The following is a 13,665-nucleotide window of genomic DNA, read 5'->3' on the forward strand; positions in this document are numbered from 1 at the left end:
TGTTTCGAGGTCCCCGTCCGTCGCGCCGCGCGCCACGAACGGGGACTTCGAGAAATGCCCTAGTAGCGGGGGGCGCGGTGCTGGCCGCCCGGACCGGCGTCCTGCGGCATGTGCGACGGGAGCCGCACGGGGTCGTTCAGGCGCTCGAACAGCTTGGTGCGGACCTCGATGTCCTCCTTGGTCGGCCCGGTGATGACCGCCAGCAGGAGGATCGTGAGGACGATGAACGCCACGACGACCACGGGGATCATGAAGTTCACGGGGTCGACCCCGCTCACGTACTCCTGACCCTTGCCGATGCTCACGTGCAGCGCCGCCATGCCCGTGTAGTGCATGCCGCAGACCGCGATACCCATGATCAGCGCTGCGGCGACGAGCGCCCGCCAGTCGTTGAGCGCGACGGTGAACCAGAGCGCCACCGTCGCGGCGACGATCGCGATCACCAGCGACAGGATCACCAGCGGGATGTTGTAGCCGATCTTCCCGTCGACGCGCATCCCGGCCATGCCCATGTAGTGCATGCCGGCGATGCCGAAGCCGGTGAAGACGCCGCCGGCGACCACCTTGGCCAGCGTCGGCTCGCCGTACCCGACGATGAACAGGCCGCAGCCGACCACGACCACCGCGACGACCGCGCTGCCGACCGTGAGCACGATGCCGTACCGCACGACGGAACCGGTGATGCCGAAGCCGATCATGGCGGAGAAGTGCATGAGCCAGATGCCGGTGCCGCCGATCGCGATGGCGGCGAGCAGGAGCCAGCGGGCGTGCTGCCCGATCCCGCGGAACTGCTGCGCGCGTACCGTACAGAGAAGACCGAGCAGCGAGCCGGTGACCGACGCCACGTAGGCCAGGACGGGTGTGAACCATCCCAAAGCAAAGTCATTCAGATGGGCCACGACCATTCCCCCAGCTCCGCCCCGACATCCACCGTCAAGGTGACAGAGTGGCCTCCGCGCATTATGCGATTCAAGGGACAAAACGGACAAACTCGTAGAGACAGGTACTGTGTACTCTCCGTGGTCGGGTGTTGACAGATGAGCTTGCCGGATTCAACTGAGAAGTCGGGCCGGGTACTGACCAGGCCGGTCGTCCTGGCGATCCTCCTCCTGCTCTTCGTCATGGCGGGCTGCGGGACGCTCCTGCTCACCGGCCAGGGCCATCAGGCCGAGGCCAGAGCCGCCTGCGAACGCTTCGTCAGAGGCCGGCTGGGAGTGTCCGACGTGCACTTCTCCCACGAGAGGGTGCGCGACGTGTCGTCCGTACGGCATGTGGTGACCGGGACGGCACTGACGGACGGGCGCGCCGCGGTGAGCTACACGTGCACGGTCAGCCACGCCGGAACGGGCTGGGCGCTCAACGGCCTGTCCGGGGTGTGACCTCGCCTCGTCACCGCGGCCATCTCTAGAGCGATCATCTCGCGCGGGACAGGGACTCCTTAGCGGTCTCTACCGGGAAATGGTTCGCATTGAGATTGCCGGCGTCGGCCTCTTTCTCGGGAGATTCCGAGGGATACCGTGAAATCGCCGCGCTGTCTATTTCCAGCCGGTGGGCTATCGCAGCGAGTATGCCAATACCGACCGGGCGGAATTCCGCATCAGCCATGGCCAGGAGGGCCCGCATCGCCCGCCGGGCCCGTACGGCTTCTGATGGGAAATTCGGCTGACGCTCCGGCGGACCTGGCGTCGACTTCCGATCATTCGAGCAGGTCGGTGATGGAGGTCGCGGCGACGACGCGGTCGAGCCAAGTGTCGAGTTGCCGCGGGTCCGCGCAGGCACTGATGCGGGCACGGACGTCTTCGGGCACCTCGATCTCCCGCACTGCCAGGATCTTGAGGACCGCTTCGGCCTTGCCCTCCGCCTTGCCTTCCGCTTTGCCTTCTGCCTTGCCCTCCGCTCGGCCGTCGTCCTTTCCGCGGCCGTAGTGTTCGCGGGCGAAGGGACTGTAGACGGGCCAGGTCGAAGAAGCCACGATCTCCTCCAGGATGCGTCGAACCGCAGGCGCGGCCATACCATAAGCGTATTCATAATACTGCGGAGCGTGTTCGGGCTTCACGAGCTCCAGCCCGGCCATGAACGTCTCGACGACCAGTCGGTCGCGCCCGTGGACCATCACCGCCAGCGCCGCCATCTCAGGTCGGGCGGCGACATCGTCCGGGCTGTCGATCGCGGGGACATCGCGCGGCCCCAATACCTCGGCCCGAAAGACGAAACCCGGCAACTCAGTACGAATCGGCTTGGCGTACCACGTGGCCGCGTCAGCGTCGGGACAGATGCACAACACGGTGACCGGACACCGCAGCAACAGCCACAACGCGGCGGCGTAACGGGGTAACTGCCGTCGCCTGGAATCGGACTTCTCCTGCTGAACCTCGACCACGATCCCGTACGCCGGTTTCTGCGGAGGCCCGACGGCGATCACCGTGTCGGGCTGGAAGTCCTTGGACGGCCGGTCATTGAAGTCGTTGCTGTCCAGCCGTACGGGCATGTCCGGCGGCACGTCGATGCCCATCAGCTCAAGAAGGATCTCAACGGCCAGCTCGGGACGCTCACGGAACAACCGGTTGATCGCGTCATGACGAGGGGACGACATGTCACGGTAAGTTACACCATGATTTCATAACGTGATAACTCTTGTCAGTGCTGGTCGAGGACCGCCTGGAGGAAGTCCTTGGTGCGCTGGTTCTCCGGCTCGCTGAAGATCTTTTCCGGGGTGCCCTCTTCCACGATCTGGCCCTGGTCGAACATCAGGACGCGGTTCGACACGTCGCGGGCGAAGCCCATCTCGTGTGTCACGCACAGCATCGTGATGTCGGTCTCGTTGGCGATGTCGCGCAGCACGTCCAGGACGCCCGCCACCAGCTCCGGGTCCAGCGCCGACGTCACCTCGTCCAGCAGGAGGATCTTCGGCTGCATCGCCAGGGCGCGGGCGATCGCCACGCGCTGCTGCTGGCCGCCGGACAATCGGCTCGGGTGAGCGTCGACCTTGTCCGCCAGGCCCACGAGGTCCAGCAGGCCGCGGGCGCGTTCGTTCGCCTCGTCCCTCGACAGGCCCAGCACGTGCACCGGTGCCTCGGTGATGTTGCGGAGCACCGGCATGTTCGGGAACAGGTTGAACTGCTGGAAGACCATGCCGATGTCGCTGCGGATGCGGCGCAGGTGCTTCTCGTCGGCCGGCACGAGGCGTTCCCCGCGCCGCATGTGGGACAGCGAGCGGCCGTTGACCCAGATGACACCACCGTCCACCTTCTCCAACGTCATCAGCAACCGCAGGATCGTCGTCTTGCCCGAGCCGCTCGGGCCGATGAGCGTCACGCGTTCGCCGGGGGCGACCGCGAAGTCCAGTTCGCGGAGGACGACGTTGTCGCCGAAGCGCTTCACGACCCCCTCGAACCGGATGCCGGGATCAGTGGTTGCCATAGCGGAACTCCAGGCGTCGCAGGAGGAGGGAGGACAGAACGCTGACGATGACGAACAGCACGCCGACGATGGTCATCGGCTCCAGGAAGCGCAGCGACCTGGCACCCACGTCGTACGCGCTGTGCAGCATCTCCGGCACCGTGATGGCCAGTAGCAGCGGCGAGTCCTTGAACATCGCGATGAGGTAGTTGGCCAGGGTCGGGATGACCTTGCGTACGGCCTGCGGGAGCACCACGCCGAACCACACCCGGCGGCGCGGGAGGTTGAGCGCGGTGGCCGCCTCCCACTGGCCGGCCGGCACGTCCGCGATGCCCGCCCGGTACACCTCCGAGGTGTAGGAGGAGTAGTGCAGGCCGAGGCCGATGACGCCGGTGACCAGCGCGCTGAAGGTCACGCCGGCCGACGGGAGCGCGAAGAACAGGAAGAAGAGCTGCACCAGCAGCGGCGTGCTGCGGATGAACTCCACGACCCACCGCACCGTCTGGTTGATGACGCGGCTCGGCGAGCGGCGCAGGATGGCCCACACCAGGCCCAGGGCCAGCGCCACGACGTAGCCCAGCAGCGTGGCCTCGACCGTGACCACGAGGCCGCGGAGCAGGTCGGGAAGGATCTTCCCGGCGAAGTGCCAGTCCCAGATCATTTGGCGCCCCCCAGTGTCTCCAGCTCAGAGCGCGCCGGGCGGCGGCCGAGCATGACGTCGGCGCGGCGTTCGAGGTAGCGCACCAGGAGCTGCAGCACCTGCGCGATCACGAAGTACATCACCAGGATCACCAGGAAGACCGACGTGGTCTGGCCGGTGGACTGGCGGAGCTGCTGCGCGCGGAGCATCAGGTCGGCGATGGAGATCAGCGAGACGACCGCGCTGCCCTTCATCAGCTCGATCAGCAGGTTGCCGAAGGGCGGCAGCATCAGCGCGACCGCCTGCGGCAGCAGCACCCGCCGCAGGCGCTGCGCCGGCCGCATGTTCAGTGCGACCGTGGCCTCGTACTGCTCCTTCGGCACCGCCTTGACCGCGCCGCGTACGACCTCGGCGCCGTACGCGCCGACGTTGAGGCCGAGCGCCAGGACGGCCGCGAACATCGGCGCGAACCTGGCTCCGACCAGCGGAAGCGCGTAGAAGAGCCAGTACATCAGCACGAGGGTCGCGGTGCCGCGGAAGAACTCCACGTAGACCCGGCCGAGCGCCCGCAGCCACGCCGACCGCGCGACTCCGATGAGGCCGAACACGAAGGCGAGCACCAGCGCGAGCGCGCTCCCGTACAGCGTCAGCTGGATGGTGACCCACGCTCCGCGGAGCAGCAGGGGGTAGCCGCTGAGGACGTCCGACACCGTGGATCAGCCCTTGCAGAGCTCGGCGGCGGTGTGGCTGCCGGGCAGCTCGGACTGGCTGAACCCGAAAGGCTGGATGATCGGCAGCAGGCGGTCGCCCTGCTTCAGCTCGGCCAGCTTGCCGTTGAAGGCGCTGAGCAGGTCGTTGTCGGCCTTGCGGAAGGCGAAGGCACCGGCGCCGAACTGCTCCTTGCCGTCGATCTGCGGCACGAACGCCTCGGTGATCTCGTACGGCGCGCCCGGGTGCTTGGACAGCGTGTCGGCCAGCGAGATGCGCGTGAGCGCGATCGCGTCGATGCGCCCGGCCTTGAGGCCCTCGTACGCGCTGGGCTGGTCGGCGAAGGTCTTGACGTTGCCCTTCTTCACGCCGAGCTTGGCGCAGTAGTCCCCCTCGACGGCGCCGGTCAGCACGCCGACCTTGATGTTCTGCTTGGCCGCGTCCTCGAAGCGCTTGATCCCCTTCGGGTTGCCCTTGGGCACCATGAACGCGGTCGTCGCGACGTAGTCCGGGTCGGCGAAGGCGACCTGGGAGCACCGCTCCGGCGTGATGAACATGCCGGCCGCGATGGTGTCGAAGCGGCGGGCCTGCAACCCGCCGATGAGCCCGCCGAAGTCGACCTGGACGCCCGGACGTCCGCGATGCCGAGCTCCTTGAAGACCACCCGCGCGAGTTCGGGCGCCTCACCCGTCAGCTTGCCGCTCTTGTCGGTGAAGCCGTACGGCGACTCGTTGGCGAAGCCCACCTGGATGTAGCCCTGCTGCTTGGCCTTGGCGAGCGTGCCGCCGCCGGAACGCTCCTTGGCCGGGTCGGTGGTGGAGCACGCCGCCGCGAGGGGCGCGGCGCCGGCCAGCACCGCGGCGGTACGGAGGAAGTCTCGTCGTGATGAGGTCATCGTTGGATCTCCAGGGTCCGGGGTCCGGCGTGGCCGCCCGGGGAGCGGGAGCCCCTGGGCGGCCACGTCGTGTCTCGTCGGCTAGCGGATGGGCGTGAAGTCCCGCGCGGCGATGAACTCGGGGCGGCGCGACGGCGCGGCGAAGGGCTCCTCGCAGGTGTTCTCGACGCTGTTGAAGACGATGAAGACGTTCGAGCGCGGGAACGGCGTGATGTTGCCGTTGGAGCCGTGCATGCAGTTGCAGTCGAACATCGTCGCCGAGCCGGCCGGCCCGGTGAACAGGTCGATGCCGTGCTTGTTGGCGAGGATGGAGAGGCTGTCGGGGTCCGGCGTGCCGATCTCCTGGCCGCGCAGCGACTCCTTGTAGTGGTCATCGGGGGTCTCGCCCACGCATGACACGAACGTCCGGTGCGATCCCGGCATGATCATGAGACCGCCGTTGTGGACGAAGTTCTCGGTCAGCGCGATGGAGATGCTCACGGCGCGCATGCGCGGCATGCCGTCCTCGGCGTGCCAGGTCTCGAAGTCCGAGTGCCAGTAGAAGTCCTTGCCCTTGAAACCGGGCTTGTAGTTGACGCGGCTCTGGTGCACGTAGACGTCAGAGCCGAGCAGCTGCCGCGCCCGGCCGACCAGGCGCGGGTCGGTCACGAGCTCGGCGAAGACCTCGCTGATGCGGTGCACCTCGAAGATGGACCGGACCTCGTCGGAGCCGCGCTCGGTGACCGTACGGTCGTCGCGCAGGACGGCCTCGTCCTCGGAGAGGCGGCGCAGCTCGGCGCGGTAGCGCTCGATCTCCTCGGCGCCGAGGAGCTCCTCGACCGACAGGAAGCCCTTCTCCTCGAACGAGGTGAGGGTCTCGGCGTCGATGGGTCCGTCGCCGGTGCCTCCGTAGACGACCGGGTCCGTACGGTAGAGCAGGGCGGGCTCGCCGGCCTTGCGGGTGGGGTAGGGATCGCTGGGTCCGGGGCAGGGATGTTCGATCAACTTCATGCCTCCTCAGTGATCAGGGGGTAGACGCCGTTCTCGTCGTGCACCTCCCTGCCGGTGCAGGGCGGGTTGAAGACGCAGACGGTCCGCAGGTCGGTGTGGGCGTGCACGACGTGGTGCTCGTGGCCGTCGAGGAGGTACAGCGTCCCGGGCTCGAGCCGGTGCTTCTCGCCGGTGTCCTCGTTGACCAGCTCGCCCCGGCCCTCGATGCAGTAGACGGCCTCGATGTGGTTCGCATACCACATGTGGGTCTCCGTGCCCGCGTACAGCACGGTGTCGTGCATCGAGAAGCCGACCTTCTCGCTCGCCAGCACGAACCGGCGGCTCCGCCAGGTGGGCGCCTCGACGTCACGTTCGGTGCCGTCGAGCTCCTTCAGCGAGCGCACGATCATTCATGTCTCCTTTCGACAGGGGGTGGTCTCAGACGAGGACCGCGTCCACGGAGGCCGCGATGATGTCGAGCCCCTCGGCGAGTTCGTCCGAGGTCGTGGTGAGGGGCGGCAGCAGCTTGACGACCTCGCCCTCCGGGCCGGAGGTCTCCATCAGCAGCCGCCGGTCGAAGGCCTGGGCGCACACGGCCGGCGCCACCTCGGCATCGGCGAAGACGAGGCCCTGCGCCAGCCCGCGGCCGCGTACGCCGCCGATCGCGTCCGGGTACGCCGCGGCGATCCGGGTGAGCGCCTCCTCGATCTGCTCGCCCTTGGTGAGGGTCTCCTTCTCCATGCCCTCGCCGGTCCAGAACTCCATGGCGGCGGTGGCGGTGACGAACGCCGGGTTCGGGCCCCGGAACGTTCCGTTGTGCTCGCCGGGCTCCCAGACGTCCAGCTCGGGCTTGAGCAGCGTCACCGCGAACGGCAGGCCGTAGCCGCTCAGGGACTTGGACAGGCAGACGATGTCGGGCACGATGCCGGCCTGCTCGAAGCTGAAGATCGGGCCCGTACGCCCGCAGCCCATCTGCACGTCGTCGACGATCAGCAGGATCTCGTGGCGCTCGCAGAGGGCGGCCAGGCCGCGGAGCCATTCGGGGGTCGCGGCATTCAGGCCGCCCTCGCCCTGGACGGTCTCCACGATGACCGCGGCGGGGATGTCCAGGCCGCTTCCGCTGTCGTCGAGGAGGCGCTCGAACAGCAGGAAGTCCGGGGTCTGCCCGTCGAGGTAGTTGTCGAACGGCATCGGGACGGTGTGGTTGAGCGGTATGCCCGCCCCGCTGCGCTTCATCGAGTTGCCGGTCACCGCGAGGGCGCCGAGCGACATGCCGTGGAACGCGTTCGTGAAGCTGATGACGGTCTCGCGCCCGGTGTACTTGCGGGCGAGCTTCAGCGCCGCCTCGACCGCGGCGGCGCCCGCCGGGCCGGGGAACTGGACTCGGTAGTCGAGCCCGCGCGGCGCCAGGATGACCTCCTGGAAGGTCTCCAGGAAACGCCGCTTGGCCACGGTGTACATGTCCAGGCTGTGGACGATGTTGTCACCGGCCAGATAGTCGATCAGCCGCTCTTTCAATTGCGGATGGTTGTGGCCGTAATTGAGCGTCCCGGCACCGGCGAAAAAGTCGAGGAACGCGTTTCCCTCCTCGTCGTACAGATGGCTCCCGGAGGCCTTGTTGAAGACGGCGGGCCATCCCCGGCAGTAGCTGCGTACCTCGGACTCGAGCGACTCGAACACGTCCATACGTTTCACCTGGCTCCTGAAGTGACGTGGGCGTTCAGCGGACCGATCCGGTAGAGCACCTCTGGCTGGTGGTCGCCGGGGAACAGGTCCCCGTCCAGGAGAGGGGTACGGCGCAGCTCGGCGCCGTGGTCGCGGGCGAAGCCGGCGAAGAGACGGTCGGAAGGGACGTTGTCCGGGGTCACGGTGGCCTCGACGAACCGGTGGCCACGGTCCGCGAGGTGGTCGAGCATGCGGCCGGCCAGGGCGCGGCCGCGCCACCGCTCGTCGACGGCGACCTGCCAGACGAAGAGCGCCCCGGGGTCCTGCGGACGGTCGAAGCCGGTGACGAAACCGCGTACCCGGCCGTCGGCCCGCGCGACCACGGAGGTGGCCGCGAAGTCACGGCACCACAGGACGTAGCTGTAGGGAGAACCGCTACGTTTTCGGGTTTCCGAGCCGGAGTCGACCAGGGGCGAATGGTCGTTCATGGCGGTCGGCATGGTGTCCGACCAGTGATGACCCGGCATGCCGAGCGCGTTTTAGCGCCCCTTCATCGCCGAAGTTGATCACCTATGACGATTGAATCCGACTTGGCAGTCGTTCACCGGTCAGGTTATTCCATGAGATGTAAATCACACGCTATGTTGCAAGCATGTAACAGATGGTGTGCGTCTGTGTTAATCCCTCCATCCCGGTGTTATCGCCAAGCGCTAGTTTGAACCCATGCGCGTACTGGTCACCGGGGCGTCGGGTTATGTCGGTTCACATGCGGTGAAGTCACTTCTCGCCGCGGGCCACCGGCCCCGGCTGCTCGTCCGCGATCCCGGCCGGGCCGGCAAGGCGCTCGGCGACCTCGGGGTGAACGCCGAGGCGACCGAGATGTACCCCGGCGACATGCTCGACGAGGCGGCCGTGGCACGCGCCCTCGACGGCTGCGACTCCGTGATCCACGCCGCCGCCGCCCTCGGCGTGACCGACCGCCGTACGGACCTGGTCTCGGTCAACGTCACCGGCACTCGCCACGTGGTCGGCGGCGCCGTCGCCCGTGGCCTGGACCCGGTGATCCACACGTCCACGATCGCGGTGTTCGTGCCGCCCGCCGAGCCGGTGATCACCGCGTCCGGGGCGCTCGCCCATCCGCGTACGGCCTACGGGCGCTCGAAGATGGCCGCCGAGCACTACGTACGCGGCCTGCAGGACGACGGCGCGCCCGTGACCATCGTCTATCCGGGCGGCGTGCTCGGGCCCGCGCAGCCCCACCTCGACGCCATGCCGGCCGGCCTGGCCGCCGGGCTCGGCATCGCCTGGCCGCTCTGCCGCGGCGGGGTGTCGCTGCTCGACGTGCGCGACCTCGGGGAGGCGCTGGCGCGGAGCGTCGAGCCCGGCGAGAGGCCCCGGCGGCTCCTGCTCGGCGGCCACTACATCGCCTGGCCCGAACTCGCCGACCTGTGCGACGCGCTCACCGGGGTGCGATGCCGGCGGATCCCCTTGCCTGGTCCTCTCATGATCGCCCTCGGTACCCTGCTGGATACCGCGAAACATGTGCACGGGTTCCGGTATCCGCTGACGCGCGACGCGGCCGAGCTGATGGTGACGCTCGTCCCCTCGGACGACAGCGCCGCCCTCGACGCGCTCGGCCTGACGCTGCGCCCGGTGGAGGAGAGTGTGGCCGACACCCTGCGCTGGCTCGCGGCGGCAGGACACCTCCGCCCGTCCAGGGCCGGACGGCTCGCCCCACCTAGGAGCACCTGATGCCCGTCAACGCTCTGCAGTCCGTGCTCTTCCCCGTCGCCCGGCGGCTCGCGAGCGCCCCGTGGTTCGCCAAGATCGGCCCGAGGGTCGTACCCCCGCTCGACCGCGCGCTGCACCGTCTGACGGGCGGGCGCGTCCTGCTGCCGCAGATCGTGCTGCCGAGCATCGTGCTGACGACCACCGGGCGCCGTACGGGGCTCGCCCGGCAGACGCCGCTGATCTGCATGCCGGAGGCGGACGGTGCCTTCGTGGTCGTGGGCAGCAACTTCGGCCGCGACCACCACCCGGCCTGGACGGCGAACCTCATGGCCGAGCCGAAGGCCGAGGTCGCCTACCAGGGCCGCCGGATCGCGGTCATCGCCGAGCTCCTGGAGGGCGAGGAGCGCGCGCGGGTCTGGCCCGAGCTCATCCGCGTCTGGTCGGTGTACGACACCTACGTCGCGCGGGCCGACCGCAAGCTACGGGTGTTCCGCCTCACGCCGTCCTGATCGGCTCAGCCCGACGCCGTGGGCGAGGGCGCCGGGGTCGGCATCGTCGGCGGGTTGAGCTGCTGCGGGGGCAGCCCCCGGCCCGGCCGGCCCTGCTGCCCCTGCCGGAACTGCGAGTACGGCCCGCCGCGGAAGCCGGGCGCGCCCTGGGGGAAGCCCCGCTGGAAGCGCACCGGGCCGGACCGGTCGTGCCCGCCATCGTGGTCGAACAGGGCCACGACGCCGCCGCCGACCAGCCCGCCGATCAGGCCGGCCGCGATCGCGACCGCGCCGACCCGCGCCGTTCCGCTCGCCGACAGGCGGCGGAACCGGCCGGGCCCGCGGTCCTCTCTGGGCGGAGCGCCGTGCTCGATCGTCTCGCGCTGCGGGGGCGTGGTCTCTCTCGTCGCGGGCGTGGGCTCCGGCGTGCCGCCGTGTGACGCCGGCGCCCCGCTCTCTGCGGGAGGTTGTTCGTCGTGCTCGGCCATGACGTTCTCCTCAGTGGAGCAGGCCTGGAAGTCCAATTGTCAGGACTATTGTCGACATTGGCCGGTAAACACGGCGTAAGGGCGGCCCCGCCGTTGCGGGGCCGCCCTTTTCCGTTATGTCAGACCGCGACGGCGTGGGCGGTGGTCGCCGGCTCCAGCGCCCAGTCCAGCACCTCCTGGACGTCGGAGGCCAGGTGCACCGTCAGCTCGTCGCGCACCTCGGCCGGCACGTCGTCCAGGTCGGGCTCGTTGCGCTTGGGGATGAGGACCGTGGTGATCCCCGCCCGGTGCGCCGCGAGCAGCTTCTGCTTGACCCCGCCGATCGGCAGGACCCGGCCCGTCAGCGAGACCTCGCCGGTCATCGCCACGTCGGACCGTACGAGCCGTCCCGACAGCAGCGACGCGAGCGCCGTGGTCATCGTGACGCCGGCGCTCGGCCCGTCCTTGGGCACGGCCCCGGCGGGCACGTGGATGTGCACGCCGCGCTCCTTCAGGTCGCCGACCGGAAGCTCCAGCTCCGCACCGCGCGAGCGAAGGTATGACAGCGCGATCCGGGCCGACTCCTTCATCACGTCGCCGAGCTGGCCGGTCAGGGTCAGGCCGGTGTCGCCGGTCTCCGCGTCGGCCAGCGACGCCTCGACGTACAGGACGTCGCCGCCCGCGCCGGTGACCGCGAGGCCGGTGGCCACGCCCGGCACGCCCGTACGGCGCTCGGACTCCTTCAGCGACGTCTCCGGAGTGAACCGGGGGCGTCCGAGGTAGTCGTTCAGGTCGTCCGCGCCGACCGTGACCGGCAGCTCCGCCTTCTCGGTCGCGACGTTCGCCGCCACCTTGCGCAGCACGCGGGCGATCGACCGCTCCAGGCTCCGTACGCCCGCCTCACGGGTGTACTCCCCGGCGAGCAGCCGCAGCGCGTCATCGCCGATCGACGCCTCATCGGCGGTCAGGCCGGCCTTGTCGAGCTGACGCGGCAGGAGGTGGTCACGGGCGATGGTGACCTTCTCGTCCTCGGTGTACCCGTCGAGCGAGACCAGCTCCATACGGTCCAGCAGCGGGCCGGGGATCGTGTCGAGGCTGTTGGCGGTGGCCAGGAAGACCACGTCCGACAGGTCGAGCTCGACCTCCAGATAGTGGTCGCGGAACGTGTGGTTCTGCTCCGGGTCCAGCACCTCCAGCAGGGCCGCGGTCGGGTCGCCGCGGTAGTCGGCGCCGACCTTGTCGATCTCGTCCAGCAGCACGATGGGGTTCATCGTGCCCGCCTCGCGGACGGCCCGGACGATCCGGCCGGGCAGCGCGCCGACGTACGTGCGCCGGTGGCCGCGGATCTCGGCCTCGTCCCGTACGCCGCCGAGCGCGACGCGGACGAACTTGCGGCCCATCGCGCGCGCCACGCTCTCCCCGAGCGAGGTCTTTCCGACACCGGGCGGGCCCACGAGGGCGAGCACCGCGCCGGACCGCCGCCCGCCGATCACGCCGAGCCCGCGCTCCTCGCGGCGCTTGCGCACCGCGAGGTACTCCACGATGCGTTCCTTGACGTCGTCGAGACCGGTGTGGTCCTCGTCGAGGATCGCCCGGGCGCCGACGATGTCGTACTCGTCCTCGGTCCGGTCGTTCCAGGGGATGTCCAGGACGGTGTCGAGCCAGGTACGGATCCAGCCGACCTCGGGAGACTGCTCGGAGGTGCGTTCGAGCTTGTCGACCTCCTTCAGCGCCGCCTCGCGTACCTTCTCGGGCAGGTCGGCGGCCTCCACGCGGGCGCGGTAGTCCTCCTCCTCGCTGGAGGGGTCGCCGCTGAGCTCGCCCAGCTCCTTGCGGATCGCGGCGAGCTGCTGGCGGAGCAGGAACTCCTTCTGCTGCTTCTCCACACCCTCCTCGACGTCCTTGCGGATCGTCTCGGCGACGTCGAGCTCGGCCAGGTGCGCCCGCGTCCAGCCGATGGCCAGCTCCAGCCGCTCGGCGACGTCGGCCGTCTCGAGGATCTTGACCTTCTGCTCGGCATCGAGGTAGCTCGCGTAGCCGGACCGGTCCGCCATGACCGACGGGTCGTCGATCTGCCGGACCATGTCCACGACCTGCCAGGCGCCACGCTTCTCCAGGACGCCGATGACCAGGGCGCGGTACTCCTTGGCCAGCTCTTCGGCCCGGTCCCCCAGGCCGCCGTCCTCCAGCACGGTGCCCTCGACCCACAGCGCGGTACCGGGCCCGGACGTGCCCGTGCCGATCCGCACCCGCGCCACACCGCGTACGACGGCACCCGGGTCACCGCCGGGGAGCCGGCCCATCTGCTCGATGACGGCCAGCGTGCCGACCGCGGCGTACTTCCCATCCAGCCGGGGCACGATGAGCACCCGCGGCTTGTCATCCGGCTCGCGGTCCAGCCCGGGCGACGTCGTACTCGCGGTGTCGATCGCGGCGCGCACCTCGTCCTCGGACAGGGACAGGGGCACGACCATCGCGGGGAGCACGACCTCGTCGTCAAGGGGCAGCACCGGCAAGGTGACGGACTTGCTCATCAGGGCCTCCAAAGATTGAGTCACTCACACTCAAGAAAGGAGAGCCGTGATCTATTTCCGAGGGGTGTTCGCTCTCAGCGAGCACGGGTTCCGACTGTCCTGTCCGGGCGCACCTTGCGAGTTCCGGACTCAAGGTAGCGGCTCGACCCCGGGTTGACAGCGCATCTTG

The 13,665-nt window shown here is 69.1% G+C and carries 15 protein-coding genes; 3 read left to right on the forward strand and 12 right to left on the reverse strand.

The window, feature by feature from the left end:
- Positions 1-59: 59 nt before the first annotated feature.
- Positions 60-899 carry an MHYT domain-containing protein gene (locus QWU11_RS07010; protein WP_290104216.1) on the reverse strand — a complete coding sequence of 280 codons (840 nt, stop codon included), beginning with the start codon at positions 897-899 and terminating at the stop codon, positions 60-62.
- A 138-nt stretch (positions 900-1,037) separates the two neighbouring features.
- Between QWU11_RS07010 and QWU11_RS07015 the strand changes: the two genes are divergently transcribed.
- Positions 1,038-1,379 carry a hypothetical protein gene (locus QWU11_RS07015; RefSeq protein WP_290104217.1) on the forward strand — a complete coding sequence of 114 codons (342 nt, stop codon included), beginning with the start codon at positions 1,038-1,040 and terminating at the stop codon, positions 1,377-1,379.
- A gap of 317 nt (positions 1,380-1,696) precedes the next feature.
- On the opposite strand, the gene QWU11_RS07020 is transcribed toward QWU11_RS07015, so the two are convergent.
- The 9 genes from QWU11_RS07020 to ectA form a co-directional block, all read right to left on the reverse strand.
- The gene (locus QWU11_RS07020) at positions 1,697-2,593 is read right to left on the reverse strand and encodes a hypothetical protein (protein WP_290104218.1); all 897 of its coding nucleotides are present in this window, start codon (positions 2,591-2,593) and stop codon (positions 1,697-1,699) included.
- A 44-nt stretch (positions 2,594-2,637) separates the two neighbouring features.
- A complete protein-coding gene (ehuA, locus tag QWU11_RS07025; RefSeq protein ID WP_290104219.1) occupies positions 2,638-3,420 on the reverse strand; it encodes an ectoine/hydroxyectoine ABC transporter ATP-binding protein EhuA in 783 nt (260 codons plus the stop codon).
- A complete protein-coding gene (ehuD, locus tag QWU11_RS07030) occupies positions 3,407-4,060 on the reverse strand; it encodes an ectoine/hydroxyectoine ABC transporter permease subunit EhuD (protein ID WP_290104220.1) in 654 nt (217 codons plus the stop codon). The genes ehuA and ehuD overlap by 14 nt, the downstream gene beginning before the upstream one ends.
- Positions 4,057-4,749, reverse strand: coding sequence for an ectoine/hydroxyectoine ABC transporter permease subunit EhuC (ehuC, locus tag QWU11_RS07035; protein ID WP_290104221.1), 693 nt, complete (start codon positions 4,747-4,749; stop codon positions 4,057-4,059). Before ehuC ends, ehuD begins: the two co-directional genes overlap by 4 nt.
- Positions 4,750-4,755: 6 nt before the next feature.
- Positions 4,756-5,340, reverse strand: coding sequence for a transporter substrate-binding domain-containing protein (locus QWU11_RS07040; protein WP_290104222.1), 585 nt, complete (start codon positions 5,338-5,340; stop codon positions 4,756-4,758).
- Positions 5,341-5,723: 383 nt separating this feature from the next.
- Positions 5,724-6,632, reverse strand: coding sequence for an ectoine hydroxylase (gene thpD / locus QWU11_RS07045; RefSeq protein WP_290104223.1), 909 nt, complete (start codon positions 6,630-6,632; stop codon positions 5,724-5,726).
- The gene (locus QWU11_RS07050) at positions 6,629-7,021 is read right to left on the reverse strand and encodes an ectoine synthase (protein WP_290104224.1); all 393 of its coding nucleotides are present in this window, start codon (positions 7,019-7,021) and stop codon (positions 6,629-6,631) included. The genes thpD and QWU11_RS07050 overlap by 4 nt, the downstream gene beginning before the upstream one ends.
- Before the next feature lie 28 nt (positions 7,022-7,049).
- The gene (gene ectB, locus QWU11_RS07055; RefSeq protein WP_290104275.1) at positions 7,050-8,297 is read right to left on the reverse strand and encodes a diaminobutyrate--2-oxoglutarate transaminase; all 1,248 of its coding nucleotides are present in this window, start codon (positions 8,295-8,297) and stop codon (positions 7,050-7,052) included.
- Between the two features lie 5 nt (positions 8,298-8,302).
- On the reverse strand, positions 8,303-8,764 hold the full coding sequence (ectA, locus tag QWU11_RS07060) for a diaminobutyrate acetyltransferase (protein ID WP_290104225.1): 462 nt from the start codon (positions 8,762-8,764) through the stop codon (positions 8,303-8,305).
- A gap of 235 nt (positions 8,765-8,999) precedes the next feature.
- Between ectA and QWU11_RS07065 the strand changes: the two genes are divergently transcribed.
- Together QWU11_RS07065 and QWU11_RS07070 are read left to right on the forward strand one after the other, a co-directional pair.
- Complete coding sequence (locus QWU11_RS07065) at positions 9,000-10,028, forward strand: NAD-dependent epimerase/dehydratase family protein (RefSeq protein ID WP_290104226.1); 1,029 nt, start codon at positions 9,000-9,002, stop codon at positions 10,026-10,028.
- Complete coding sequence (locus QWU11_RS07070) at positions 10,028-10,516, forward strand: nitroreductase/quinone reductase family protein (protein ID WP_290104227.1); 489 nt, start codon at positions 10,028-10,030, stop codon at positions 10,514-10,516. The genes QWU11_RS07065 and QWU11_RS07070 overlap by 1 nt, the downstream gene beginning before the upstream one ends.
- 5 nt (positions 10,517-10,521) lie before the next feature.
- On the opposite strand, the gene QWU11_RS07075 is transcribed toward QWU11_RS07070, so the two are convergent.
- The gene (locus tag QWU11_RS07075) at positions 10,522-10,983 is read right to left on the reverse strand and encodes a hypothetical protein (RefSeq protein WP_290104228.1); all 462 of its coding nucleotides are present in this window, start codon (positions 10,981-10,983) and stop codon (positions 10,522-10,524) included.
- A gap of 119 nt (positions 10,984-11,102) precedes the next feature.
- Positions 11,103-13,496, reverse strand: coding sequence for an endopeptidase La (gene lon / locus QWU11_RS07080; RefSeq protein ID WP_290104229.1), 2,394 nt, complete (start codon positions 13,494-13,496; stop codon positions 11,103-11,105).
- Positions 13,497-13,665 lie beyond the last annotated feature (169 nt).

The organism is Actinomadura sp. DC4, from assembly GCF_030406325.1.
Classification (GTDB): Bacteria; Actinomycetota; Actinomycetes; order Streptosporangiales; family Streptosporangiaceae; genus Actinoallomurus.